The organism is Acidovorax sp. 93 (assembly GCF_003633835.1).
In the GTDB taxonomy this organism is placed as follows: domain Bacteria; phylum Pseudomonadota; class Gammaproteobacteria; order Burkholderiales; family Burkholderiaceae_C; genus Acidovorax; species Acidovorax facilis.
Genome location: NZ_RBIT01000001.1, coordinates 1,417,766 through 1,444,235, shown reverse-complemented (window position 1 = coordinate 1,444,235; position 26,470 = coordinate 1,417,766). Strand labels below are relative to the sequence as shown.

The window sequence follows — 26,470 nt, the reverse complement described above, 5'->3', positions numbered from 1 at the left end:
ACCGCTCGTCCAGATTAAATTTACAGCTATCTATTCAATAGCAATTTGATTGGCATCGGCTTATTGGACAAGCTCCAAGTGAGACGCCTTGATCTGTCGCATAGGTGACTTGGCATTGGTGGTTTTCCTCCATGCGCTTGTTACGAAGTGCTGTTATATTGCACTGCAACATAACGGAGTTTCGCCCATGCTGTATCACATCTACGAAACCCAGCGCTCCCTGATGGAGCCCTTTACCGATTTCGCGCAGGCTGCTGCCAAGCTGTTCAGCAACCCCATGTCCCCCTTCAGCGAAAGCCCGCTGGCGCAGCGCATGTCTGCGGGCTACGAACTGCTGTATCGCCTGGGCAAGGACTACGAAAAGCCCGCTTTCGAGATCCATTCGGTGGATGTGGACGGCGTTGGTGTGGCGGTGCACGAACGCATCGAGATGGACAAGCCGTTCTGCGAACTGCGCCGCTTCAAGCGTTTCTCGGACGACACCGCCACCTTGACCAAGCTCAAGGCCCAGCCTGTGGTGCTGATCGTGGCGCCCTTGTCGGGGCACTACGCCACTTTGCTGCGCGACACCGTGCGCACCATGCTCAAGGACCACAAGGTCTACATCACCGACTGGAAGAATGCCCGGCTGGTCCCCCTGGCCGATGGTGAGTTCCACCTCGACGACTACGTGAATTACGTGCAGGAGTTCATCCGCCACCTGCAGGGCATCTATGGCAACTGCCACGTGATCAGCGTGTGCCAGCCCACCGTGCCCGTGCTGGCAGCCGTGTCCCTGATGGCCAGCCGTGGCGAAACCACGCCGCTGACGATGACCATGATGGGCGGCCCCATCGACGCCCGCAAATCCCCGACTTCGGTGAACAACCTGGCGACGAACCGTAGCTTTGAGTGGTTCGAGAACAACGTGATCTACCGCGTGCCCGAGAACTTCCCCGGCGCAGGGCGGCGCGTGTACCCAGGTTTTCTGCAGTACACCGGCTTTGTGGCCATGAACCCGGACCGCCACGCCAGCAGCCACTATGACTACTTCAAGGACCTGATCAAGGGCGACGACGCCAGCGCCGAGGCCCACCGCAAGTTCTACGACGAGTACAACGCCGTGCTCGACATGGACGCCGACTACTACCTGGAAACCATCCAGACCGTTTTCCAGGACTACAAACTGGTGCACGGCACCTGGGATGTGCGCTCCCCCGACGGCAAGATCGAGCGCGTGCGCCCGCAGGACATCACCACCACCGCCCTGTTCACGGTGGAAGGCGAGCTTGACGACATCTCCGGCTCGGGCCAGACCGAAGCCGCGCACGATCTGTGCAGCGGCATCGTGCGCAAGGAACAGCGCCATCTGGAGGCCAAGGGCGCGGGCCACTATGGCATCTTCAGCGGCCGGCGCTGGCGCGAAGTGGTCTACCCCCAGGTACGCGCTTTCATCCTGGAACACGAAAAGCCCCAGGCAAAAATCGCAGCTCCCGTCACGGAAACGCCGGACGACAACCCCCCCCACCGCGCAGCAGCAACAACAAAAGCCGCAGCGCCCGCCGCCAAGGCAGCCGCCAAGCCACTCGCCAAACCCGCCGCCACAGCGGCTGTAAAAGCGCCCATCAAAGCAGCCGCCAAAACGCCAACCAAGCCCACGGCCAAGGCGCCTGCGGCGGTGGCCACCCGCTGGGTGGCACCAGCACCCGCAGCCACCACAAGCAAGCCCACCGGCGCTGCCGCACCCGCTGATGTGGGCGTTGCCACGCCAGCGAAGACTACGGTGACCGCCGCGGCATCTGCCCGCACCCGCCGCAATTCGGCGCGCAAGGCTTGAGCCCCCCCCGGCCAGCTTCTGCATCAACTGCCGCCGTCCTCACGCTTGCGGCGCGGATCGACGCGGCCTTGCCCCAGACACAGTGCACACGCTGCGGCTATCCCGACTGCGCCACATACGCCCGGGCCATTGCCGAAGAGGGCGTGCCCATCAACCAGTGCCCCCCGGGGGCGCTGAGGGCATCGCCCGCCTCGCAGCCATCACAGGGCAAGCTCCGCTGCCGCTGAGTGCGGAGCATGGTGTGGAAGCCCCACGCACCGTGGCGTACATCGACGAAGCCTGGTGTATCGGCTGCACGCTGTGCATCAAGGCCTGCCCCACCGATGCCATCGTGGGCTCCCACAAGAAAATGCACACCGTTGTCGAGCCCTATTGCACCGGGTGCGAGCTGTGCATTCCGGTGTGCCCCGTGGATTGCATCCAGCTCGAAAACGCCAGCGGGAATGCCACCGGCTGGGCCGCATGGTCGGGTCCTTTGGCGCAACAGGCGCGCCTGCGCTACCAGGCACACCGTGAACGCCTGCCCTTGGAAGCAGTACCGGACGCGGATGATGAAACCCCTCCGTCCTCCGTTGACAACGGCCCTGTCCCTGCCTCCCTCGCAGATACCGCCACGGCGCAGGTTGCCCGCCAGGCCACCATTGCAGCAGCCCTGGAGCGAGCCCGCCAGCGGCGGTCACAAGCTCCGCGCTAGGTTGGGGGCTCTGAGCAAGAGCCCTCTTCATCCGCCCAGGTCGACTAGGACCGGGAAATCTTCAGGCCCAGCCCTCCCTGGCACTTTGAGGGAAGACAAACCCCGCAAAATCGAGCACATTGGAGCAAATATCACGTTCAGACGGCGCATCGAACAGCCCCCCCCCGCTGCAGGGCAACCTTCAATGATTCAATAAGAGCGTCCCCACCCGCCCGCCTAGCACAGATCTTCTCGACAACGCACATCGCACGATAATGGGCTTGGATTAATGACTATACCAACCAAATCAATACAACCGCGATTTCAAATGGAATGTGCAATCCATGCAATCTAGCCTTCCCACCACATTGTGGCGGCATCGCAGTTTGGTCCTTGAACTCGTCAAGCGTGAATTTTCCAGCCAATATCGCGGTTCCTTTGGCGGAATATTTTGGTCGCTGGCGCAACCCCTCTTTTTACTGGCCATCTACATCATCGCATTTGGAGTAATTCTCAAATCTCGCTGGAACAATGCAGGCAGCGCGGGTGACTATGCATTCATGTTATTCGCCGGGTTGATTGTTTTCAATGCATTTTCAGAAGTCCTGAATAAATCACCTCTTCTGATAGCCAGGAACCCTAACTTCGTGAAGAAGGTGGTTTTCCCACTAGAGCTATTGCCCGTCGTTACAGTAGGAGTAGCCTACCTTCAGGCATTACTGGGTACAGCGATTTTACTGGCGGGATATATAGTTTTCATGGGGAAGCCTTCACCCACGGTGCTTCTTTTTCCCTTTATCCTGCTGTGCTTTTCACCCATGCTGCTGGGGTTGGCATGGCTTCTCTCCGCTGTGGGCGTTGCGGTGAAGGACATCGGCCAGCTGACAGGCATGCTCAGCCACTGCCTTCTCTTCCTAACCCCGATTTTCTACAGCATGGATTCCGCCCCTGAGTTGTTGAAGAATTTGCTGATGCTCAATCCTCTGACCTTTATTGTCGAGCAGTTTCGCCTCGTGCTTCTGACGGGGGGACTGCCCTCCTTCTTGGGGCTTGCGGTCTATACCGGCCTTGCCAGTGCTTTTTCGTGGGCCTCGTTGATACTGTTCAGACGGCTGCGCACAACGTTTGCGGACATGGTTTGAGCGATGTCGGACATTGTCATTTCCGTACAGGATGTCAGCAAGTGCTATCGGGTATTCGACAATCAGCGCTCACGCCTCCTGCATGCATTGTCTCCTAGGCACACAGAAGGAATGCAGGAAATATGGGCACTGAAAGACATCAACCTCGAGGTCAGGCGGGGTGAATCGCTGGGGGTCATCGGCCGCAACGGCAGTGGCAAAAGTACCTTGCTGGAAATAGTGACCCAGACCCTGACTCCGACGACCGGCAAGGTACAGGTGAATGGGCGAGTTGCCGCATTGCTGGAATTGGGCAGCGGGTTCAACCCGGAATACACAGGCCGGGAAAACGTCCTGCTGAATGGCTTGTTGATGGGATTGACGCGATCAGATGTAGAGCGCCAATTCGACGACATCGCCGCATTTGCTGATATTGGCGATGTGCTGGACCGACAGGTCAAAACCTATTCGAGCGGCATGCTTGTTCGCCTGGCTTTTGCCGTACAGGTAGCATTGACGCCAGATATATTGATTGTTGATGAAGCACTGAGCGTAGGAGATTATTTTTTCCAGCAGAAATGTTTTGGACGCCTTCGAAAAATGCGGGAAGACGGTTTGACCCTGCTTTTCGTCTCACACGACATGGGGACGGTACGTGATCTTTGCAAAACAGCCCTCTATTTGCGCCATGGCATGGCTCAATTCATGGGCGACAGCGGATCCGCGATACGGCACTATTTCAATGAGGATGCGCCGATACTGCCTGCACACACCACGAAAACACCCACCTCACACCTTGTTGCAGTCACCGCGGATGCTCAAAATCCCATGATTTTCAACAATGCGTTCTGGACCAAACCTCAAAACCTTCGCAACAGGTTGATGGCAGTTAGCATCCAGGATCACAATGAGAACGAAATTGGGCATGCCAGGATGGGTTCTGATGTATATATAAAGGTACATTACCAAAGCCATCTGGATGATGTCGGCACGACAGTGGCATTGGCAATAAAAAACCGCTTTGATCAGGTTATTTTTGTCACCAATGCCCGGCGCTTGGGCGTGGAAGACTGCGAAACAGAAAAAGGGAGCAGCGCAGTTTTTGTGTTCAAGGTGACGCTGGCCATGGAAGCGGGACTTTATTCCTTGAAAATTGGTATTCACCAACCAACCGGCATCAACAAGGGCAGAGAAATCGACAGTACTGGCTGGTTTGGGCCATTCAGGATTGACTGGGACTACGAGACAGAATCAGCACCATTTCTTGGGATGTTTGGACTCCCGGCAAGCGGAGAATTTATGGCAATAACCTCTGTGCAAAATTGACACTCAAAAATTTCCCACTAATGTACAAATTTTGCCATAGCGTTTCGCCGTGCAGCTTCAATGGAGATTGAATTGCAGGAATATAAAAAAATTCCAAAAAAATGGCTTGCAAAGTTCTTTGCGATCATCAATAAACCGTACCAACTACTTGGTACTTTCAGAATAATTTTGCATATCGCTTTTTCAGCATTTCGCCCATTGCGTCCTATTTTCCGACATGTTGCAGCCCCCTTCAAGCCGCGTCTAGGCAATCTCAATCAGTATGCGCCAAGGCCCATGGTGCCGCCTAGAGTGATACTAAAGACGCAATCATCTACAATTTTCCCCAAAATTTCACTGATCACACCTTCATTTAAGCAGGGTAATTTCATTGAAAATACAATAACAAGTGTTCTTGACCAAGAATATCCCAATCTGGAATATTTCATTCAGGATGGCGGCTCCCAGGACGAAACTATCTCCGTTCTGAAAAAATTCGAAGCAAAATTAACCGGATGGGTATCCGAAAAGGATACGGGGCAATCGCAAGCGATCAACCGGGGTTTCGCACGAACGACGGGTGAAATCATGGCGTGGCTCAATTCAGACGACCTGCTCTTGCCGGGCGCCTTGAGCACCGTCGCAGACTACTTTGCCCGCCATCCCGATGTTGACGTGGTCTATGGAGACCGCTTGCTCATCGATCGAAATGGAATGGAGATTGGTCGCTGGATCATGCCAGGGCATGACAACACCGTATTGTCTTGGGCAGACTATATTCCGCAGGAAACACTCTTCTGGCGGCGACGCATCTGGGACAAGACCGGTGCCCAAGTCGACGAATCATTCAGGTTTGCCATGGACTGGGATTTGCTGATCCGTTTCCGGGACGCCGGTGCAAAATTTTCCCACATCCCCCGCTTCCTGGGTGCATTCCGGGTTCATGAACACCAAAAGACTTCTGCCAATATCAATGACGTTGGCCAGCAGGAAATGAGCCGGATACGCGAGAAAATCCTCGGCAGAGTCCCTGACTATAAAGAGATACGGAATGCCGTGCTTCCCTATCTCTCAAGGCACATGCTTCGCGATTTGGCATTCCGGATGCGGCAACCACTCAAGCGTGCACATTGAGCTGGGTGGAGCGTGCTCTTCAAGCTGGCTGCAGCCACTACATCGACCAATACGCCGCCAAAAGCAAACTGGCTGGATTCGAGACAAAGGAATTGGAAATGAGAAGAGCAGAAAATGGGAAGGCCGCCCGGTGGTACTGCCTTGGCGACGAGGTGTGGGGGCCGCGCCCATGACCGCGACCAATAACGGCTCAGCAGTCCGGGCACCGAGGGTTTATGTGGCCGGCCACAGCGGCATGGTTGGTTCGGCCATCGTGCGTGTGCTTGAGCAACAAGGTGGTGTCCAGATCATTGCACGCACCCACGCCGAACTCGATCTGACCTGCCAGGCGGATGTGCGTTCGTTTTTCAAGGATGAAGCTCCAACCCACGTCTACCTAGCCGCAGCCATGGTGGGGGGTATACACGCCAACAATACGTATCCCGCAGAGTTCATTTACCAAAACCTGATGATCGAGGCGAATGTCGTGCATGAAGCCTGGCGAGCCGGTGTTCAGCGCCTGATGTTCCTGGGTTCCAGCTGCATCTACCCCAGACTCGCGCCACAGCCCATGGGTGAAGACGCACTGCTGACCGGCACCTTGGAGCCCACCAACGAGCCCTACGCCGTTGCCAAAATTGCGGGCATCAAGCTGTGCGAGTCTTACAACCGGCAATATGGCACCGACTATCGCAGCGTGATGCCCACCAACCTGTATGGCCCGGGCGACAACTATCACCCAGAAAACAGCCATGTCATTCCGGCACTGATACGGCGTTTCCACGAGGCAAAGCTCGCCCATGCGCCCAATGTCGTCATCTGGGGAACCGGTGCACCGCGCCGCGAATTTCTATATGTCGATGACATGGCGGCAGCCTGCGTCCATGTCATGGATCTCGAAAAATCAGTCTACAACGCCTGCACGCAGCCTCGGTTATCACATATCAATCTGGGGACTGGCGAAGACCTGTCCATTCGGGAGCTTGCACACTTGATCAGCGACGTGGTGGGATATCCCGGCCATATCGAGTTTGACGCCTCCAAGCCGGATGGTCCTCCCCGAAAACTCCTGAATGTGAGTCGCCTGGAGGGACTGGGCTGGCGCGCCCAGACTGAACTCAGGCAGGGGTTGGCCATGGTCTACGGGAATTACATGTCAACACTGCAGCAGCGTGCCAATGGATGATCCGCTGGACATGCCGTTGGTGACAGTGGCAGTGCCTTCCTATAACCAGGGGCGCTATCTGAATGCTGCACTCGAGTCCATATTTGCTCAGGACATCTCCGTCGAAGTCTATGTCGCGGACGGTGGTTCCACCGACGGCACGATAGAGGTCATACGCCGCTGGGAAGAACGGCTTGCAGGCTGGCGCAGTTCCAAAGACATGGGCCAATCGTCGGCCATCAACGAGGCGATAGCAAATGGACGTGCGCCTTTTGTCTGCTGGCTCAATAGCGACGATTGGTTGTTGCCAGGTGCGTTGAAAAGCCTGGTGGCAGCACTGCAGCACAATCCAGCAGCCCCCATGGCCTACGGACGGGTATGGAACTATGTGGAAAGCACAAAAAGAACCAATCCCGTCTTTGTCCGCCCTTTCAGCGAGTGGTGGATGGCGCAACTCTGCATCGTTTCTCAGCCCGGAACGCTGATTCGCCGCACTGCCTGGGAAGCCGTTGGAGGCGTGGACGAAACATTGCACATGACCATGGACTACGATCTTTGGTGGCGCCTTTACAAGGCTCTGGGACCTCTGGAATTTGTGGATACCTTTCTGGCAACCAACCGGGAGCACCCCGAAACGAAGACGAGCACCCGGCGCAAAGCGCATTATCAGGAGGCGATAGATGTGGTTCGCCGGCATTATGGCCGGGTGCCATTAAAGTGGTGGCTCGCCCAACCATACTCGGTTTGGTATCGTTCCATGATGAGGCATTGACCACCTATTACTTCTGACATCCACAAATGGCACCGCACCGAATTCTGGTCGATTCAGGAAACTATTTCTCCAACAACGACAATCTGGGAGACAGGGCGATTTACCAGGTCATTTTTCGCCGGTTACGGCACCTCTGGCCTGATTGTCAAATACATTGGATAACCCGCAATGCAGCCCTGCTCAGAAAGGATTGCCCCGAAGTCATTGCGCTTGAGCTCACCGAAGAACGCCTCCCCCTGCCGCTGATCGCCCTTGGTGCTGATACCCGGAACCTGATAACCCAAGCATCAGCAGACTGTGCGCGCATCGTGTCGGCGCTGATGGATTGCGATATGGTGATGGCGACCGGCGGCGGATATTTCAGCGACGATTTCTCTGGTCAATCGGAAGTCATCTTGCAGACGCTGGAAGCGGGTATCAGGCTCGGCAAACCGGCAATCATTCTGAGCTGTGGATTTGAACCCGTCAGCGTTCGCAGCCTTTCGCAGAAGATGCTGGGGGTATTTCCTCTTTTGAGCCTGGTGGTCTGCAGAGAATCGCAGCAAAGCCCGATGGTGGCGAGATCCTTTGGGGTGCCAGAACAACGCCTGGTCGTGGCAGCAGACGAGGCGATTGAACTGGCGTTTGACTTGCGCCCCACAGTTCTGGGCCAAAGCCTGGGCATCAACGTCCGCCAAGCGGACTACGCCGGCGTAGATGCCAACACCCTGTCGCGCCTGCGGGAAGGGTTGGGAAGTGCCATTTCACGGCTGGGTGCACCTCTTGTTGCCGGTGTGCCCATTTCGCTTGCCGGTCCTTCCGATCCTGACGCCATTGCCTCGCTGCTCCATGGCATCCCGGGCATCAGCTGCACCTCCTACCCGGTTGCAACGCCACAGGACGTCGTGCAGCAGATCGGTGCATGCCGTGTGGTCATCACCGGCAGCTACCACGCGGCAGTGTTCGCACTGTCGCAAGGGGTGTCGGTGATCGCCTTGGTGGCATCGCCCCACTACCGGTCGAAAATGCAAGGGCTTCAAGCCCAGTTTGGCGCCGCCTGCCACATCGTGTTTCTGGACCGTGAGGAAACGGCCACGCACTTGGCGACCGCCATACAGGATGCGTGGCATGCAGCAGGGACTGAACGGCAGCGGTTGCTGCAAGTGGCACGACAGCAGGTCAGCGTGGGCCGGGCTGCCTACGAGCGCCTGGCCGCGCTAGTGGAGGACGTTCCAGCCAACCCGCGTGCCAGCGCAACCTCGGAATTGACAGGTATTTCTACGCAGGCACCCATGAACAAAGACACCTCCGAACTCCCCTTCTGCTTGTCTCCGGAGGAAATTGAGCAATTTCGGACACAGGGCTACGCAGGGCCATTCACGGCATTCTCGCCCCATGAAATGGAAAAATTCCGCACAACGGTATGTGAGCGGGTGCTGCCCACGCCTACGCCTTATTGCCCATTCGGCCTGCGCGTGCGGCACCTAGACAGCCAAGCGGTCCATGCGATGTGCTCGGCCCCGGCCATCGTGGAACGCATGGCTTCTCTCTATGGGCCGGATCTCGTTCTGTGGAATTCCAATCTTTTCAACAAACCGCCTGCCCGGCCTGAACAGCAAGAGGAATACCCCTGGCACCAAGATCATTACAACTGGAACATGGAACCCATCCTGAACATTTCAGCTTGGCTGGCGATTACGCCGGCAACGCTGGAAAATGGATGCGTGGAAATCATTCCAGGCTCGCACCGGCAAATCATCCCTCCGGCCATCGATACAGATCCAGCCAAGAGCCTTCGGTTCGGCGGCATCGCTTCAGACCCCGCCTACGTGGATGAAACCCGCAAGGTATCCATGGTGCTGGAGCCCGGCCAGTTCTTTCTCTTCAATGAACGGCTGCTGCATCACTCCAACCCCAACCGCACCACGGAGCACAGGCTGGGACTGGCCGTCCGAGTGACGGTCCCCATCGCAAAGGTCAGCGAACCTTTCCCCTGCGTCATGTTGCGGGGTGAAGACCGCATGGGCTTCAACCGGTACATTGAAGCGCCCTTGGACGAGCCCGATTCGCACTGGCTCGCCTCCCTGCCGCCTGGGCACGACTACCTCTTTGACCGCCCCATCCCGGGACGGGGCTGGCATGTCCGGGAGACCGAAGGTCCACATCACTTTGCATGGACAGGCCTGGAGCCTGAGACATGGATCGACTTCCGCCCGGTAGGCGTTGGCGATCACCTGCTGCGGCTGGAAGTCGTCCACCTGTTGACGATGGCAGCTGTCAGCGAGCTTCAAATGCAGGTGAATGGGCAAGCGATTGCGGTGCGCCAGGAACAAGTGGGCGACACGCTCGTCCTGGAGGCCCGTGTTCCCGACGCGGTCTTGCGAAGCCGTGCGGACCGGGTCAGAGTGGCGCTCCAGGGCTCCCCCCTCGTGCGGCCCTGCGATCTGAATCCGGAGAGCACGGACAAGCGCTCTCTGGGGTTGGGTATTCGCCGGATTGCGCTCTTGCCCATGAATGCATCCGGAACTGAGGTCGAAGCTGAGGCGGCCAACGCAAAAGCACCTGCACCACAACCACCCACTGCCTGGTACCGCCGGCTGCTGGGGTGAGCCCGCCGCTGGCCGAGGGCCGACAACTCAGCGGGCAGCGAGTGCCTTGTAAACCCCACACCCCACATACAGATCGCCCGCGCGGCTGACGTAAGACATTTTCGTCTGCACCGCACCCGTGGCAGGGTTGGTGATGTCGTACTCCACCCAGCCCGGCTCACGGTCCGCCTGGGAAACGATGTCGTTCACCAGCCGGTCGCCCGCAATGCCAGGAATGTCCTGCACCCGCGTGCCCACCTTGGCGGTGTTGCCTCCAAAGGCCAGGTAGGTGCCTGCGGGGTCGAGGACAAACACATACATGTCGCGGTCGTGGTAGGGCTGATTCTTGTCAGTGATGCTGCGCAGGAACTGGTCGCGCGAGGTACTCTTGTGCAGCGCCATGGCCTTGCCCACCAGCGCCACAGCCTCCTCGGCCGTGCCCTGCTGCAGGCGGAATGCAGAGACCGCACGCGACAAGGTGGATGCGCGGCTTTCCAGGGCCTCTGCCTGTTGCACGGCATGGCCCACCATCTGGGCGTTGTGCTGGGTGATCTGGTCCAGTTGCTGCACGGCGGCGCTCACCTCGCGCAGGCCGGTGCTTTGCTCGGCACTCGATCCGGAGATTTCGCTCATGCTGGCTGCCACGCTGCGAATGCCCCCCGCCATGTCCGAGATCCCCTCCCCGGCCGACCGAATCAGGCCCGCACTGGTTTCGACCTGACTGACCGAGGCACCGATCAGTTCACGAATTTCGTGCGCGGCATCGCTGGACCGCTTGGCCAGCGTGCGCACCTCTGCTGCCACCACGGCAAACCCACGGCCCTGCTCTCCGGCGCGAGCAGCCTCAACGGCTGCGTTCAGGGCAAGGATATTGGTCTGAAATGCAATGCTGTCGATCACACCGATGATTTCGGTCATGCGCCGCGCACCTTGCTGGATGGCCTCGACCGACTGCACGGCACGTGCCATGGCCTGGACGCCCACATCGGCTGCGTCACGCACCTGCGCCGCCCGGGTATCGGCACTGTGCGCGGTCTGAGCGTTGTTCTGCACCGCTGAAGACAGTTGCTCCACACTGGCGGCCGTCTGCTCCAGGTTGGCGGCCTGCTGCTCGGTGCGGTCGGCCAGCGAGCGATTGCCCTCGGCCAGGCTCTGCCCAGCATGGGCGACCAGCGCCGCATTGCTACGGATGTCTGCCACCATGGAGGAGAGCGTGATCACCATGCGGTCGAGCGACTGCGCCATCTCGGCCACTTCGTCTTGTCCGTAGTCGCGACGGGGCTGGGCCCGGAGATCCCCGGCCTGGGTCAGCTCTATGGTTTGCGCCAGACCCGCAAGGTCGGTGGCCAGACTGCGGTAAAGCACGAGCAGAGCGTACAACACCACCGCTACGGCCAAGGCAAGCGCCCACCAAGGCGCCCCAAACGCAGCAATGGCAAGTGCCGCCCCCACCAGAAGACTCAGCGAGAGCAGCTTGCCAGGCAAATGCCACCTGCGCATCCACCAAAGCCCCGGACGCAGCGGTAGGAATCCTGACATCGTGTCTCCTCTATTGTTCTGATCAAATGGCCTGAATACTAGGTACACGCACTTACGGCGGATTGACAGACCACGGGCCCATCGACGCATTGAGGTCAGCTCCGGTCACGATCCGCCAAACCCTGGCCGATCCAGCGCCGACTGATCTGAGGTGATCGCCCATAATGGCGCCCCATGAATCCCCTGCTTTCCCATCTCCAGCCCTACCCCTTCGAGCGGCTGCGGCAGCTCTTTGCGGGGGTGGTGCCCCCGGCAGCCTACAGCCCCATCAGCCTGGGCATGGGTGAGCCACGCCATCCTACACCGCAGTTCATCAAAGATGCACTCAGTAACAACCTCAGTGGCCTGGCGAGTTACCCCGCCACCGCTGGCGAGTTGGGCTTGCGCGAGGCCTTCACCCGCTGGCTGAATTTGCGCTATGCCATCACGCTGGATCCGGCCACCCAGGTCCTTCCCGTGAATGGTTCTCGGGAAGCACTTTTTTCGTTTGCCCAAACCATCATCGATCCTTCAAAAGGCCAGCCGCTGGTAGTCTGCCCCAATCCGTTCTACCAGATCTATGAAGGTGCAGCCCTGCTGGCGGGCGCGGCCCCTTATTACGCGGCCAGCGACCCGGCACGCAATTTCGCCGTGAATTGGGACGCGGTGCCGGACTCCGTGTGGCAGCGGACGCAGTTGCTTTTTGTTTGCTCCCCTGGCAACCCCACCGGCGCCGTCATGCCGCTGACGGAGTGGAAGAAGTTGTTTGAACTGAGCGACCGGTATGGTTTTGTGATTGCCTCGGACGAGTGCTACAGCGAAATCTACTTCCGCGACGAACCGCCGTTGGGCGGCCTGCAGGCTGCAGACAAGCTCGGCCGCAGCGACTACAAGAACCTGATCTCCTTCACCAGTCTCTCCAAGCGCAGCAACGTGCCCGGCATGCGCAGCGGTTTTGTGGCGGGTGATGCGGCCCTGATCAAGGCCTTCCTGCTGTACCGCACGTACCACGGCAGCGCCATGAGCCCCATCGTGCAGGCCGCCAGCATTGCGGCCTGGGGTGACGAGCAGCATGTGATGGAAAACCGCACGCGCTACCGCAAGAAGTTCGCCCAGGTCACGCCGCTGCTGGCGGGTGTCATGGAAGTAGCCCTTCCCGATGCAGGTTTCTACCTCTGGGCCAAGGTCCCCGAGCAGCTTGCCATGGACGACGCCGAGTTCGCGCGGGCCCTTCTGGCTCAATACAATGTTACGGTGCTCCCTGGCAGCTACCTGGCCCGCGAGGCCCAGGGCAGCAACCCCGGTGCCCAGCGCGTGCGCATGGCCCTGGTGGCCGAAACCGAAGAGTGCGTGGAGGCTGCGTTGCGCATCGTGCAATTCATCCAGTCCCGCACTGCCTGATTTCTGATTCCTGATCCACAGACTGACAGACAACAACATGACCCAACAACTGCAAACCCTCATCGACAACGCCTGGGACAACCGCGCCAGCCTTTCGCCCTCCGCCGCCCCCAAGGAAATCCAGGACGCTGTCGAGCATGTGATCGCCGAGCTGAACAACGGCACGCTGCGCGTGGCCACGCGCGAAGGTGTGGGCCAGTGGACCGTGCACCAGTGGATCAAGAAGGCGGTGCTGCTGTCGTTCCGCCTGAAGGACAACGAAGTGGTCAAGGCCGGTGACCTGGGTTTTTACGACAAGGTGCAGACCAAGTTTGCCCACTTGTCTGAAGAAGAAATGAAGGCCACCGGGGTGCGTGTGGTGCCACCCGCCGTCGCCCGCCGTGGCAGCTTCATCGCCAAGGGCGCGATCCTGATGCCTTCGTATGTGAACATCGGCGCCTATGTGGGCGAAGGCACCATGGTCGACACCTGGGCCACAGTGGGTTCGTGCGCACAGATCGGCGCCAACGTGCACCTGTCGGGCGGCGTGGGCATTGGTGGCGTGCTGGAGCCTCTGCAGGCCGGCCCCACCATCATTGAAGACAACTGCTTCATCGGTGCACGGTCCGAAGTGGTTGAAGGCGTGGTGGTGGAAGAAAACTCCGTGCTGGGCATGGGCGTGTACCTGGGCCAGAGCACGCCCATCTTCAACCGCGCCACGGGCGAGATCAGCTATGGCCGCGTGCCCTCGGGCTCGGTGGTGGTCAGCGGCAACCTGCCCAAGACAGCCGCCAACGGTACGCCCTACAGCATGTACGCCGCCATCATCGTCAAACAGGTGGACGCGCAGACGCGCTCCAAGACCAGCATCAACGATCTGCTGCGCGACTGATCGCATTCAAGCCCGGGGCAGGCCATCTCGCCTGCCAGCCGACAGACACCGACAACAAGAGGGAAACACCATGAGCACGATGGAGCGGATTCTTCGCCTGATGAGCGAAAAGAAGGCATCAGACGTCTACCTGTCGGCCAATGCCCCGGCGCTGATCAAGATCAACGGCGAATGCATCCCGATCAACAACCAGATCCTGCCGCCCGATGCGCCGCGCAACCTGCTCTCCGAAGTGGTTCCTCCAGATCGCATCGAAGAACTGGAGGAAACCGGCGAGCTGAACATGGGCGTGCCGCTCAGCGGTGTGGGCCGCTTCCGTATCAGTGCCATGCGCCAGCGCGGCAGCTACGCGGTGGTGATCCGTTTCATCTCGCAGCAGATTCCCGAATTCGACTCGCTGGGCCTTCCACCCGTGATGCGCGAACTAATCATGGAAAAGCGGGGCCTGATCCTGATGGTCGGCGCCACGGGCTCGGGCAAGAGCACATCCCTGGCGTCGATGATCGACACCCGCAACGAAGCACTCACCGGCCACATCCTCACCATCGAAGACCCGGTCGAGTACCAGTTCAAGAACAAGAAATCCATCGTCAATCAGCGCGAGATCGGCAGTGATACCCAATCGCTGCAGACCGCCCTCAAGAACGCGCTGCGCCAGGCGCCGGATGTGATCCTGATCGGCGAAATCCGCGACCGCGAAACCATGTCGGCCGCCATTGCCTACGCCCAGTCCGGCCACTTGTGTCTGGCCACGCTGCACGGCAACAACAGCTACCACGCGCTCAATCGCATCTTGTCGTTCTATCCCGTCGAAGTGCGTCCCACCATGCTGGGCGACCTGGCATCCGCCCTGAAGGCCATCATCTCCCAACGCCTGGTGCGCACCATCGACGGCAGCCGTGCTCCGGCGGTGGAAGTCATGCTCAACACCAAGCTGGTGTCCGACCTGATCGAAAAAGGCGATTTCTCAGGCGTCAAAGAAGCGATGGAGAAGTCCATGGCCGAAGGTTCGCTGACCTTTGAGGAAGCCCTCGCCCGGTTGATCATGGACTCCAAGATCGACCGCAAGGAAGGCATGGCCTACGCTGACTCGCCTACCAATCTCATGTGGCGCTTGCAAAACGATTTCTCCCTGGCCGCCAATGCCGCCAAGGCGCAGAAGGAAGCGCGGGATGCACCCGACGACGCGCCTTCCTTCACCGAGATCGTGCTGGACGTCAAACCAGCGGCATGAAATGTCTCCGCCCTGAGTCGCCTGCGGCGCCTTCCCCCTGGGGGACGACGCCCTCGCTGCGGGGCGGCCCTTGGCTTGCCGTCTCTCGCCTAGGCCGCGCTGATGCTTACGCTTCGCTCTCTAACTACAGCTGACTGCACGGCCCCATCCCACCGAATCCCCAATGTCCCGTACCCTGCACCTCGCCGAACAGCTCATTTCCCTGCCCTCCATCACCCCCGAGGATGCGGGCTGCCTGGACCTGCTGGCCGCGCGGCTGGCTCCGCTCGGGTTTGTGTGTGAGCGCCTGGACAGCGGCCCGGCGGACTTTCGTGTCAGCAACTTGTGGGCAAAAAGGCCTGTAGCGCTTGATGGAAAGGCGCAAGCAGCTATTAAAACCATAGTGTTTGCCGGCCACACCGATGTCGTACCCACCGGCCCGCTGGCACAGTGGAGCAGCGACCCGTTTGTGCCTACCCACAAGGATGGCAAGCTCTATGGCCGTGGTGCCAGCGACATGAAAACCTCCATCGCCGCCTTTGTCGTGGCGGTGGAAGAGTTCCTGGCCGCCACGCCCGATCCGCAGATTGCGCTGGCTTTTCTTCTGACCAGCGACGAGGAAGGCCCCTCGGTGGATGGCACCAAGGTCGTGGTCGAGAAACTCAAGGCACGTGGTGAAAAGCTCGATTACTGCATCGTGGGAGAACCCACCTCTGTCGAAAAAACGGGTGACATGATCAAGAACGGGCGGCGCGGCACGCTCAGTGGCAAGCTCTCTGTGCGCGGTATTCAGGGGCACATTGCCTACCCGCAACTGGCCCGCAACCCCATTCACCAGGCCCTGCCCGCACTCACGGAGCTGGCGGCCACGGTGTGGGACGAGGGCAACGCGTTTTTCCCGCCCACCAGCTGGCAGGTCAGCAACATGCACGGCGGCACGGGTGCCACCAATGTGATTCCGGGAGAGGTCGTGATCGACTTCAACTTCCGCTTCTCGACTGAATCCACTGCCGAAGGCCTGCAGCAGCGTGTGCACGCCGTGCTGGACCGCCATGGCCTGGAATACGACCTGCGCTGGACGCTGGGCGGCCAGCCGTTTTTGACAACCCCCGGCGAACTGGTGGGCGCCGTGCAGCAGGCCATCACGGCAGAGACCGGGCTGACCACCGAACTCTCCACCACGGGCGGAACCAGCGACGGCCGTTTCATCGCCCAGGTGTGCCCCCAGGTGATCGAACTCGGCCCCCCCAACGCCAGCATCCATAAGATCGACGAGCACATCGTCGTGGCCGACATTGACCCCCTCAAGAACATCTACCGCCGCACGCTGGAAAACCTGCATGCGCAGGCCCTGGCCGCCGATGGAGTGCCAGCATGAACACACCACAACAGCACCCCACCGTCGCGGGCGATACCGTGGGTGCCCTGGTCGAATCGGGTGCGCAGTGCCTTGCCGCAGCAGGCGTCTCCTTTGGCCACGGCACCACCAATGCCCACGACGAAGCCGCTTGGCTGGTGCTCTGGCGTCTAGGGCTGCCGCTGGACAGTGATCTGTCGGAAGCCCCAGATTCCATGAAGAATCAGCCCGTAGCGCCCGCCGATCAAGCGTTGGTAGCTACTCTTTTTGAAGAGCGCATCCGCACCTGCAAGCCCGCCGCCTATCTCACACAAGAGGCCTGGCTGCAAGGTATACCGTTCTACGTGGACGAACGCGCCATCGTGCCGCGCAGCTTCATTGCCGAACTGCTGGTCGATGGGGGGGCTGACGAGTACCTGAGCGACCACACCCGCCAGGTGCTGGACCTGTGCACGGGTAACGGCAGCCTTGCCGTGCTGGCGGCCATGGCCTGGCCCGAGGTGCAGGTGACGGGCGCCGACATATCGCCCGATGCGCTGGCGGTAGCCCGCATCAACGTGGACAAACATGGCCTGCAAGACCGCATCCAGCTGCAGCTGTCCGATGGCCTGGCTGCACTGCCCGGCCCCTGGGACCTGATCCTGTGCAACCCGCCCTACGTGAATGCGGCCAGCATGGCCGCCTTGCCCGCCGAATACCGTGCCGAGCCCGAGCTGGCCCTGGCCGGAGGCAACGATGGCATGGACTTTGTGCGCCAGCTGTTTGCCGCTGCTCCCGCCTGCATGAGTGAGGATGCAGTGATCATTCTGGAGATTGGCAACGAACGCGCTTACTTCGAGGCCGCTTTCCCCCAACTGCCTGTTTTCTGGCTCGATACCAGTGCAGGTGAAGACCAGGTTTTGCTGGTGACTCGGCAGGCCTTGGCCGCCCAAAGCCGGCTCACGGCACAATAGAGGGTTGCGCGCCACCGGCTTGCTGCATCCCTTGGATGGTTTGCAACAGCCTTGGCCCCCTGCTTTTTCACGCCACCCGCCCAGTGCGGGTGCGCTTTTTTCTGAGTTCCGGATGATCACCCTCAAGAACGTTACCCTGCGACGCGGCGCCAAAGTCGTGCTCGACAGCGTTTCCGCCACCATCAACCCCGGCGAAAGCGTCGGCCTTGTGGGCCGCAATGGCGCGGGCAAGTCGAGCCTGTTTGCCTTGCTCAGCGGCAAACTGCACGAAGACGGGGGAGATTTCTACATCCCCACCAGCTGGCGCATGGCGGAGGTCGCGCAGAACATGCCCGAAACCGACCAGTCGGCCACTGACTTTGTGTTGGAGGGTGACACGCGTCTGGCCGAGGTCCAGCAACAGTTGCTCGACGCAGAGGCCAGCGACGACGGCATGGCCATCGCGCACGCCTATTCCGACTTGCACGACGCGGGAGCCCACGATGCCGTGGCACGTGCACAGGCATTGATTCTGGGCCTGGGCTTTCGCGTCAGCGAACTGGACCAACCCGTCAACAGCTTCTCGGGTGGCTGGCGCATGCGCCTGCAACTGGCCCGCGCACTGATGTGCCCCAGCGATTTGCTGCTGCTGGACGAGCCCACCAACCACTTGGACTTGGACGCCCTGGTCTGGCTCGAAGCCTGGCTCAAGCGCTACGCGGGCACCATGATCGTGATCAGCCATGACCGCGAGTTTCTGGACGCCATCACCAACGTCACCCTGCAAATCCAGCAAGGCGAGTTGAACCGTTACGGTGGCAACTACAGCAAGTTCGAAGAGCTGCGCGCCCAGCAGCTTGAACTGCAACAGGCCAGCTTCTCCAAACAGCAGGAGAAGATGGCCCATCTGCAGAAGTTCATCGACCGCTTCAAGGCCAAGGCCAGCAAGGCCAAGCAGGCGCAAAGCCGCGTCAAGCAGCTCGAACGCATGGAAAAGATTGGCCCCGTGCTGGCCGAGGCGGACTTCACCTTCGAGTTCAAGGAACCCGCCAATCTGCCAAACCCGATGCTGGCCATCAGCGATGCATCATTTGGCTATGTGGACGACGAGGGCACGCCCACCACCATCCTCACCGGCGTCAATCGCTCGGTGCTGGCGGGCCAGCGCATCGGCATCCTGGGTGCCAACGGCCAGGGCAAGTCCACGCTGGTCAAAACCATTGCCCGCACCATGAAGCCCCTGGGCGGCAGCGTGACCGAAGGCAAGGCCCTGAACATCGGCTACTTTGCCCAGCAGGAATTGGACGTGTTGCGCCCCAACGAGAACCCGCTGGAGCACATGATCCGCCTGGCCAAGGAACTGGGCCCCGACATCAAGCAACCCAGCCGCGAGCAAGACCTGCGCAGCTATCTGGGCACGTTCAACTTCACGGGCGACATGGTCAAGCAGGCCGTGGGCACCATGAGCGGTGGCGAAAAAGCCCGCCTCGTGCTGGCCATGATCGTCTGGCAGCGTCCCAACCTGCTGCTGCTCGACGAACCTACCAACCACCTCGACTTGGCGACCCGCGAGGCCCTGGCCATGGCGCTCAACGACTTCGATGGCACCGTCATGCTGGTCAGCCACGACCGTTCGCTGCTGCGCTCGGTCTGCGAAGACTTCTGGATGGTAGGCCGGGGCGTTGTGGGGCCCTTCGATGGCGATCTGGACGACTACCAGCGCTACCTGCTCGAAGAGTCCAAACGCCTTCGCGAAGAGGCGCGCCTGGCCGAACAGGCACAGGTCTCGGAGGCCGCCCCCACAGCCACCAAGGCCAACGCACCTTCAGCGGCAGCAAATCCCGCTCCTGTCGCCGCCCTGGTGCCCACACCGGCCTCCGCCCCAACCCCTTCAAGGGACGGGCGAGAACAACGCAAACTGGATGCCCAGGCGCGCCAGCAACAAGCCGAAAAAACCCGGCCGCTCAAAAAAGAGCTGGAGCAGATCGACAAGCGCCTGGCGACGCTGGCTGGCGAACGGGCTGCGCTCGAGCACAAGCTCACGCAGGCCCTGCCCCCGGCCGAGATCGCAGAGTGTGGCCGCGCCCTGAAGGCAGGCCATGATGAGACCGCCCAACTGGAAGAACGCTGGCTGGAAATTTCTTCCGAATTGGAAGAAATTTCGGCAGCAGCATAGGCCAAAAATGTAAATTCATGTAATCGCAAAGTGATCGTTATTCGACCTTTGCGCTTATCCAGCAATCATTTTTAGCTATTATTTTTGATAGCGGTGTAGAGGTAAGCCTGCGGGCACTTACGGTTGCATTTTTTTGCGAGACGTTGTCAACGGACAGTAGATGGGCCGCGTTGTTGGTACATCACAGGAGTTTTCCAGCATGAATACCACCGCAATCTTGTCCGCTTGGCCCGAAGACGAACGCGATCGCAAGCGCGCTCCCGCCCGCTTCTGAAGGCGTGGCAGCCAGCTTCCCGCTTCAAGCGCCCATCCAATGCCAGCCGCAAAATCAAAGCACAAAGCGTACCAAGGTACCGGTTGTGTTTCCGCCAAACGGCCCATTTCATAGGCTCCTCGAAGCAAGATAACCGGCGACCCCTTCCCTCTTGCTCCTCCAACAAAAAACCCCGCATTGCGGGGTTTTTTGTTTTTCCAAGCCTTCGGGCATCAACCCATGTGCAGGCCACCGTTGACCGAAAAATCGGCACCGGTCGCGTAGCCACCTTCATCCGAAGCAAGCCACGCAATGATGGAAGCGATTTCGCTGGGTTCACCGAGGCGCTTGACGGGAACCGTGGCAACGATCTTTTCAAGCACATCGGGGCGGATCGCCTTGACCATGTCGGTGCCGATGTAGCCGGGGCTCACCGTATTGACCGTCACGCCCTTGGTCGCCAGCTCCTGCGCCAGGGCCATCGAAAAGCCATGCATGCCCGCCTTGGCCGCCGAGTAGTTGGTCTGGCCCGCCTGGCCCTTTTCACCGTTCACCGAACTGATGTTGATGATGCGGCCCCAGCCCTTTTCCACCATGTCGGCCACCACCTGCTTGGTGACGTTGAACATGCTGTTGAGGTTGGTTTCAATCACCGCGTCCCAGTCTTCGCGCGACATCTTGAGGAACATGCGGTCGCGGGTGATGCCGGCGTTGTTCACCAGCACATCGATGGTACCGTGCTCGGCCTTGGTCTTGCCAAAGGCTTCTACCGTGGAATCCCAGTCGCCCACATTGCCCACCGACGCATAGAAGGTGTAGCCCAGGGCTTTCTGCTCGGCCAGCCACTTGGCATGGTCACGGGTAGGGCCACAACCTGCGATGACCTTGAAGCCCTCCTTGTGCAGGCGCTGGCAAATGGCAGTCCCGATGCCGCCCATGCCGCCGGTGACGTATGCAACTTTCTGGCTCATGTGATTTCTCCTTGTTAGTGATTTGCTCAACAGCCACTCTACCGAAGAAATCTACCGCCGCCGTGAAGGAAAACACTGAAGCCCTTTTCTTTTTGGCATATCGGCATGCGTCACACGCCTTACGCGCTATGTGTCTCGGCAGAGTCACAGTTTTGGTGCAAGCCAGAGCCTTCCAACGATCCCATAGAAACATCTTGCAACCACCTGCGCACGCCGAAGTGGGGCCACGGCGGCCATACGTTCACCCTGAAGCCAGACATAAAAAAGCCGCGTCGTAACGCGGCTTCGATTTTTGGCCTTGCACCTGAGAAACGGCTGAACCGCAGGTGCAAACAGGCGCAGGGGCTTGTTAGCGCTCCAAGGCCAGGGACACGCCCATGCCGCCACCAATACACAGCGCCGCCAAGCCCTTCTTGGCATCGCGGCGCTGCATTTCGTGCAGCAGCGTTACTAGGATGCGACAGCCGGAAGCGCCGATGGGGTGGCCGATGGCGATGGCACCGCCGTTCACGTTCACCTTGGCAGGGTCAATCCCCAATTCCTTGTTCACCGCGCAGGCTTGTGCGGCAAAGGCTTCGTTCAGCTCGAACAGATCCACATCGGCAGCGTTCCAGCCTGCGCGCTGCAGGGCCTTGCGTGACGCTGGCACCGGGCCCATGCCCATGGTGGCGGGATCGAGTCCGCTGGTTCCGAATGCAGCGATGCGTGCCAGGGGCTTGAGACCCAGGGCGGCCGCCTTCTTGGCGCTCATCACCACCACGGCGGCAGCGCCATCGTTCAGGCCGGATGCGTTGCCCGCCGTCACGCTGCCGGCCTTGTCGAATGCGGGGCGCAGGCCTGCCAGCGCTTCGGCGTTGGTCTTGCGGTTGAGGTATTCGTCGGCGTTGAACAGGATGGGGTCGCCCTTCTTTTGCGCCAGGCTCACACCCACGATTTCGTCCACGAACTTGCCGGCATCTTGCGCTGCGGCGGCCTTTTGCTGGCTGCCCAGGGCCAGGGCGTCCTGCATGTCACGGGTGATGCCGTAGGCCTTGGCAACGTTCTCCGCCGTAATGCCCATGTGGTACTGGTTGTACACGTCCCACAGACCGTCCACGATCATGGTGTCGATGAGCTTCCAGTCGCCCATGCGCTGGCCATCGCGCGAGCCGGGCAGTACATGGGGCGCCATGCTCATGCTCTCTTGGCCGCCAGCCACGACAATCTCGCTGTCTCCCCAGGCCACAGCCTGCGCAGCCAGCATCACGGCCTTCAAGCCTGAGCCGCACACCGCGTTGATCGTGAGCGCAGGAGTTTCCTTGGCCACACCAGCCTTCATGGAAGCCTGCCGGGCGGGGTTCTGGCCCACGCCAGCGGCCAGCACCTGGCCCATGATGACTTCACCAATCTGGTCGGACGAGAGGCCCGCGCGCGCGATGGCTTCGCGGATCACGATGGCGCCCAGTTCGGTCGCAGGCGTCTTGGCCAGCGCACCACCAAACTTGCCCACAGCAGTGCGGGCGGCCGAAACGATGACGATGTCTTCCATGGAATGTCCTTGTGGTTGGAGGTTGTTGGTTGCTTGGTAATTCTCGCAGTGCTGAAAGTCAGGACTTTTGCGTATCAGGCTTTCTGCTTCACGTAGCTGCCAGGTGCTGGCTCGATGGCCTTGAACTTGGTGCCCTTGCCGTAGCTCTTGGGCGCCGCGATCTGCTTGCCCGCGTGGCCCTTGAGCCAACCAGACCAGTCGGTCCACCAACTGCCGGGGTGCTCGGTAGCGCCGTCCAGCCATTGGTCGAGCGTGGCGGGCAGCTTGCCGTCGGCGCGGATCCAGTGGCTGCGCTTGCCTTTGGCGGGCGGGTTGATGACGCCCGCAATGTGGCCCGAGGCACCCATCACAAAGCGCTTCTTGCCGGGTAGCACCTGGGTGGACGCATAGGCGGCGTTGATGGGCACGATGTGGTCTTCGCGCGAGCCATAGATGTAGACGGGCAGCGTGAGGTTTCCCAGGTCCATCTTCTCGCCACACACGGTGAGCTTGCCCGGTTGGACGAGGTTGTTTTCAAGGTAGAAATTGCGAAGGTACCAAGCGTAAAACGGGCCTGGCAGGTTGGTGCTGTCGCTGTTCCAGTACAGCAGGTCGAACGGGGGCGGTGTTTCGCCCTTGAGGTAGTTGCCCACCACGTAGTTCCACACGAGGTCATTGGGGCGCAGAAAGCTGAAGGTCGAGGCCAGGTCCTGCCCCTTCATGAGGCCGCCCTTGCCCATCTGCATCTCGCGGAACTTCACGAAAGCCTCGTCGATGAAAACGTCGAGGATGCCGGTGTCCGTGAAGTCGATCAGCGTGGTGAGGAAAGTGGCGCTGGCCACGGGCTCATCGCCGCGCGCGGCCAGCACGGCCAGCGCATTGCTCAGGATGGTGCCGCCCACGCAAAAACCCAGCGCGTTGATCTGGTCGGCGCCAGTGATGTTTTGTACCACGTCGATGGCGGCCATGGCGCCGTCTTCCACGTAATCGTCCCAGGTCTTGTGGGCGAGGCTGTCGTCAGGGTTGCGCCAGCTGACCACAAAGGTCCGGTGGCCTTGCTCCACGGCGTAGCGGATCAGCGAGTTCTCGGGCTGCAGGTCGAGGATGTAGAACTTGTTGATGCACGGCGGCACGAGCAGGAAGGGCCGCTCGTACACCTTGGCGGTGAGCGGCTTGTATTCGAGCAACTGGAACAACTCGTTCTCAAACACCACCGCGCCTTCGGTAGTGGCCACGTTGCGCCCCACCTCGAACAGGCTTTCGTCGGTCATCGACACATGGCCCTGCGTGATGTCGTGCAGCAGGTTCTGCATGCCCTTGGCAATGCTCTCGCCCTTGGTCTCGATGGCTTTTTTCTGCGCTTCGGCGTTGAAGGCCAGGAAGTTGCTGGGTGCCATGGCAGCCATCCACTGCTCCACGCCAAAGCGGATGCGTGCCTTGGTCTTTTCGTCTGCCTCCACCGCGTCGGCCAGCCCCATGAGGGTGCGGGCATTGAGCAGGTAGGCTGCGGCTGAGAACGCAGCAACGGGGTTGCTGGCCCAGCCCTCGCCGGAGAAGCGGCGGTCCTTGACTTCGGGGGTTCCCTGCAGGCCCTGGGCCCAGAGTTCCTGCGCGTCTTTCAGGTACTGCTGCTGCAGGGACTGCAGCTTGGTGGGCGAAAATTTCAGGGGTGGTGCTGCAGGTACCTGGGTGCCCATGTCCAGCTTCTGGAACGACTGCAGCGCCTGCGACCAGCTTTGCCCGAAAATCTTCTGGAACTGCTCGGCGCTCTCGGCCCAGGGTGATTCAGAATTCATGCTCTTTCCTCAGTGATTGGTCGCTCGCAGCGGCAAAGCTTCTGGTTTTTTATCTCTCGGGTTCATTGTTGCCGAGCCCTTTGCACATGGCAACGGATTCAACGCTTGCACTGAACACAAACCAATGTACCTCATCGTCATCGCCTGGACCTACGTCACCCTCATGATGGCGGTGGCCGAAGCCACCAGCCCCAACGGCACCGTGCTCGGCGCCGTGATCACCTTTGCGCTGTATGGCATGCTGCCCATGGGCATTCTGGTGTACATCCTTGGCACTCCTTCGCGCAAGCGGGCAATCAAGGCACGCGAGGCCGCAGAGCAGGCGGCGTACGATGCGGAGCAAGCCGCAGCCGCAACCACTGCCACGGCGTCAGCTGCGCCAGATGCAGGCGGCGAAGCGCCCGCTAGCGCCGAGGGCCCCACTGTCGCGGCGGTGCGAAAAGAACCGTGAAGCGTTGGTTACGGTGCACCAAGGCGATGTGCCATCGTTGCCGTGGATCTGGGTGATCCCCAGCGCCTGCAGCCGCAGCCGAGCCAGTCCAGCCAGGTCGCACAGGTATTTGCCTTTGGCACTGCCGCTGGGCACAAAACACGCCTCTGAAGCCGGGTTCGCCTCGCAAAATGCCGCGCGCACCTCGGCCCCCACTTCAAAGGCCTGCGGGCCAATACAGGGACCCAGCCAGACCAGGGTGTCCTGGGCGAACGTTTGGGCAGGATCGTTTGCTTCTATTTTGATAGCACTTAGCGCTTTGCCATCCAGCGCCAGGGCCTCAAAACGCTTGAAGACCGATTCCAGTACTCCCTGCCCGCCCACTCCGGCCAGCCCGCGCCAGCCTGCATGCGCCGCCGCCACCACACGGCCTGAACAGTGTGCGAGCAGCACCGGCAGGCAGTCCGCCACCATGATGGTGCAGGCCACACCGGGCGCGGTGGCCACGCAGGCATCGGCGTCGATGCCATCGGGTGTGCTGCTGTCCAGGTGCACCACGCCATCGCCGTGTACTTGGTTCAGAAACACCGCCCGTGTGCCATTCGCCACCGCAGCGACCGTGGATTGCAGCCGCATGCGGTTGGTGTGCACGGCGGCCGCGACATCACCCACATGGGTCCCCAGATTCAGGCTGTCATAGGGTGGCAGGCTCACGCCCCCCGTGCGTGTGGTGCACAGTGCAAACACGCCCTCGGGCGCGGGCCAGTCGGGCACCAGACAGTCGGCCGCCGCCAGAGGGCCTTCGTGCGGGGTCAAGCTTCGTGGTCCGGGCAGGCGGACGGCTGGGCCTTCTGGAATGCGGGCAACGCCATGCAGGCGTCGAATGCCCCCATCGTGAGTGGCAGGCCACCCAGGTCCACGTTGAAACGCTGGCCGTTGAAGATTTGCGGCACCAGGCAGCAGTCGGCCAGCGTGGGGGTGTGGCCCCAGCACAGCACGGAGGGAGGCAGGCCCTGGGTTTCGCGCTCTTGCGCCAACAGTGCCAGCTGGCGCTCAAAGGCCTCCAGCCCGCTGCGCACCCAGTGGTGGTACCACGCGTTCTTGGCCCCCTCGTCCACCTTCAGCTCGCGCACCAGGTACTTGAGAACGCGCAGGTTGTTGATGGGATGGATTTCGCACGCCACCATCTGCGCCAGCGCACGCACGTGTGCCCGCGCCAGGGGCGTGGCAGGCAGCAGCGCGGGCGTAGGGTGGGTTTCCTCCAGGTATTCGATGATGGCCATCGACTGCGACAGCGCCGCTCCGTCATCGGTCACCAGCGTGGGTACCAGCGCATCGCCGATGCGGCTGGCGTACGCAGGGGCCTGGTGCTCACCCTTGACGAGGTGCACGGGGATGTAGTCGTAAGGCAAGCCCTTGATCTGCAGCGCGATGCGCACACGGAACGAGGCGGAGGAACGGAAGTAGTTGTAGAGCTGCATGCAGAAAATACGTGGTGAAAGGGGACGTTTCA

Annotated in this window: 20 protein-coding genes and 1 pseudogene; 15 read left to right on the top strand and 6 right to left on the bottom strand. The window is 60.4% G+C overall.

The window, feature by feature from the left end; translation table 11 throughout:
* Positions 1-187: 187 nt before the first annotated feature.
* The 8 genes and pseudogenes from phaZ (at position 188) to C8C93_RS06460 (ending at position 10,553) form a co-directional block, all read left to right on the top strand.
* Positions 188-1,816, top strand: a complete 1,629-nt coding sequence (gene phaZ / locus C8C93_RS06495; protein ID WP_121506312.1) for a polyhydroxyalkanoate depolymerase — start codon at positions 188-190, stop codon at positions 1,814-1,816.
* Positions 1,813-2,510 (top strand): annotated as a pseudogene (locus tag C8C93_RS06490) (RnfABCDGE type electron transport complex subunit B). The gene phaZ and the pseudogene C8C93_RS06490 overlap by 4 nt, the downstream one beginning before the upstream one ends.
* Positions 2,511-2,833: 323 nt before the next feature.
* Entirely contained in the window at positions 2,834-3,631 is a 798-nt protein-coding gene (locus C8C93_RS06485) for an ABC transporter permease (protein WP_121506311.1), read from the top strand.
* 3 nt (positions 3,632-3,634) lie between these two features.
* Positions 3,635-4,936, top strand: a complete 1,302-nt coding sequence (locus C8C93_RS06480; protein WP_121506310.1) for an ABC transporter ATP-binding protein — start codon at positions 3,635-3,637, stop codon at positions 4,934-4,936.
* Between the two features lie 60 nt (positions 4,937-4,996).
* On the top strand, positions 4,997-6,049 hold the full coding sequence (locus tag C8C93_RS06475; protein ID WP_121506309.1) for a glycosyltransferase family 2 protein: 1,053 nt from the start codon (positions 4,997-4,999) through the stop codon (positions 6,047-6,049).
* Positions 6,050-6,218: 169 nt separating this feature from the next.
* On the top strand, positions 6,219-7,214 hold the full coding sequence (locus C8C93_RS06470) for a GDP-L-fucose synthase (protein WP_121506308.1): 996 nt from the start codon (positions 6,219-6,221) through the stop codon (positions 7,212-7,214).
* On the top strand, positions 7,207-7,965 hold the full coding sequence (locus C8C93_RS06465) for a glycosyltransferase family 2 protein (protein WP_233559247.1): 759 nt from the start codon (positions 7,207-7,209) through the stop codon (positions 7,963-7,965). The genes C8C93_RS06470 and C8C93_RS06465 overlap by 8 nt, the downstream gene beginning before the upstream one ends.
* A 26-nt stretch (positions 7,966-7,991) precedes the next feature.
* Positions 7,992-10,553, top strand: coding sequence for a phytanoyl-CoA dioxygenase family protein (locus C8C93_RS06460; RefSeq protein WP_121506307.1), 2,562 nt, complete (start codon positions 7,992-7,994; stop codon positions 10,551-10,553).
* 27 nt (positions 10,554-10,580) lie between these two features.
* Here C8C93_RS06460 and C8C93_RS06455 read toward each other — a convergent pair whose 3' ends face one another.
* Positions 10,581-12,071 (bottom strand): methyl-accepting chemotaxis protein, encoded by a 1,491-nt coding sequence (locus C8C93_RS06455; protein ID WP_121506306.1) that lies wholly within the window; start codon positions 12,069-12,071, stop codon positions 10,581-10,583.
* 174 nt (positions 12,072-12,245) lie between these two features.
* Here C8C93_RS06455 and dapC point away from each other — a divergent pair, with 174 nt between their 5' ends.
* From dapC to C8C93_RS06425, 6 genes are all read left to right on the top strand, one after another.
* Positions 12,246-13,451: a succinyldiaminopimelate transaminase gene (gene dapC, locus C8C93_RS06450; protein WP_121506305.1), complete on the top strand. Its 1,206-nt coding sequence runs from the start codon at positions 12,246-12,248 to the stop codon at positions 13,449-13,451.
* Positions 13,452-13,488: 37 nt separating this feature from the next.
* Complete coding sequence (dapD, locus tag C8C93_RS06445; protein WP_121506304.1) at positions 13,489-14,322, top strand: 2,3,4,5-tetrahydropyridine-2,6-dicarboxylate N-succinyltransferase; 834 nt, start codon at positions 13,489-13,491, stop codon at positions 14,320-14,322.
* A 70-nt stretch (positions 14,323-14,392) separates the two neighbouring features.
* Positions 14,393-15,556: a PilT/PilU family type 4a pilus ATPase gene (locus tag C8C93_RS06440; RefSeq protein ID WP_055397852.1), complete on the top strand. Its 1,164-nt coding sequence runs from the start codon at positions 14,393-14,395 to the stop codon at positions 15,554-15,556.
* Between the two features lie 163 nt (positions 15,557-15,719).
* Entirely contained in the window at positions 15,720-16,913 is a 1,194-nt protein-coding gene (gene dapE, locus C8C93_RS06435; protein ID WP_121506303.1) for a succinyl-diaminopimelate desuccinylase, read from the top strand.
* Complete coding sequence (gene prmB, locus C8C93_RS06430) at positions 16,910-17,845, top strand: 50S ribosomal protein L3 N(5)-glutamine methyltransferase (protein WP_121506302.1); 936 nt, start codon at positions 16,910-16,912, stop codon at positions 17,843-17,845. The genes dapE and prmB overlap by 4 nt, the downstream gene beginning before the upstream one ends.
* Positions 17,846-17,957: 112 nt before the next feature.
* Complete coding sequence (locus tag C8C93_RS06425) at positions 17,958-20,000, top strand: ABC-F family ATP-binding cassette domain-containing protein (protein WP_121506301.1); 2,043 nt, start codon at positions 17,958-17,960, stop codon at positions 19,998-20,000.
* A gap of 486 nt (positions 20,001-20,486) precedes the next feature.
* Here the strand turns inward: C8C93_RS06425 and phbB are convergent, their stop codons facing one another.
* From phbB to C8C93_RS06410, 3 genes are all read right to left on the bottom strand, one after another.
* Positions 20,487-21,224 (bottom strand): acetoacetyl-CoA reductase, encoded by a 738-nt coding sequence (gene phbB / locus C8C93_RS06420; protein WP_121420225.1) that lies wholly within the window; start codon positions 21,222-21,224, stop codon positions 20,487-20,489.
* A gap of 349 nt (positions 21,225-21,573) precedes the next feature.
* Complete coding sequence (locus C8C93_RS06415; RefSeq protein WP_121506300.1) at positions 21,574-22,752, bottom strand: acetyl-CoA C-acetyltransferase; 1,179 nt, start codon at positions 22,750-22,752, stop codon at positions 21,574-21,576.
* Positions 22,753-22,826: 74 nt separating this feature from the next.
* Positions 22,827-24,527 (bottom strand): alpha/beta hydrolase, encoded by a 1,701-nt coding sequence (locus C8C93_RS06410; RefSeq protein WP_121506299.1) that lies wholly within the window; start codon positions 24,525-24,527, stop codon positions 22,827-22,829.
* A 124-nt stretch (positions 24,528-24,651) separates the two neighbouring features.
* On the opposite strand from C8C93_RS06410, the gene C8C93_RS06405 reads away from it, so the two are divergent.
* A complete protein-coding gene (locus tag C8C93_RS06405) occupies positions 24,652-24,978 on the top strand; it encodes a hypothetical protein (protein ID WP_121420228.1) in 327 nt (108 codons plus the stop codon).
* Here C8C93_RS06405 and C8C93_RS06400 read toward each other — a convergent pair.
* Together C8C93_RS06400 and maiA are read right to left on the bottom strand one after the other, a co-directional pair.
* Positions 24,898-25,773, bottom strand: a complete 876-nt coding sequence (locus C8C93_RS06400; protein WP_121506298.1) for a polyphenol oxidase family protein — start codon at positions 25,771-25,773, stop codon at positions 24,898-24,900. The genes C8C93_RS06405 and C8C93_RS06400 overlap by 81 nt on opposite strands.
* Complete coding sequence (maiA, locus tag C8C93_RS06395; protein ID WP_121506297.1) at positions 25,770-26,438, bottom strand: maleylacetoacetate isomerase; 669 nt, start codon at positions 26,436-26,438, stop codon at positions 25,770-25,772. Before maiA ends, C8C93_RS06400 begins: the two co-directional genes overlap by 4 nt.
* Between the last annotated feature and the right edge of the window lie 32 nt (positions 26,439-26,470).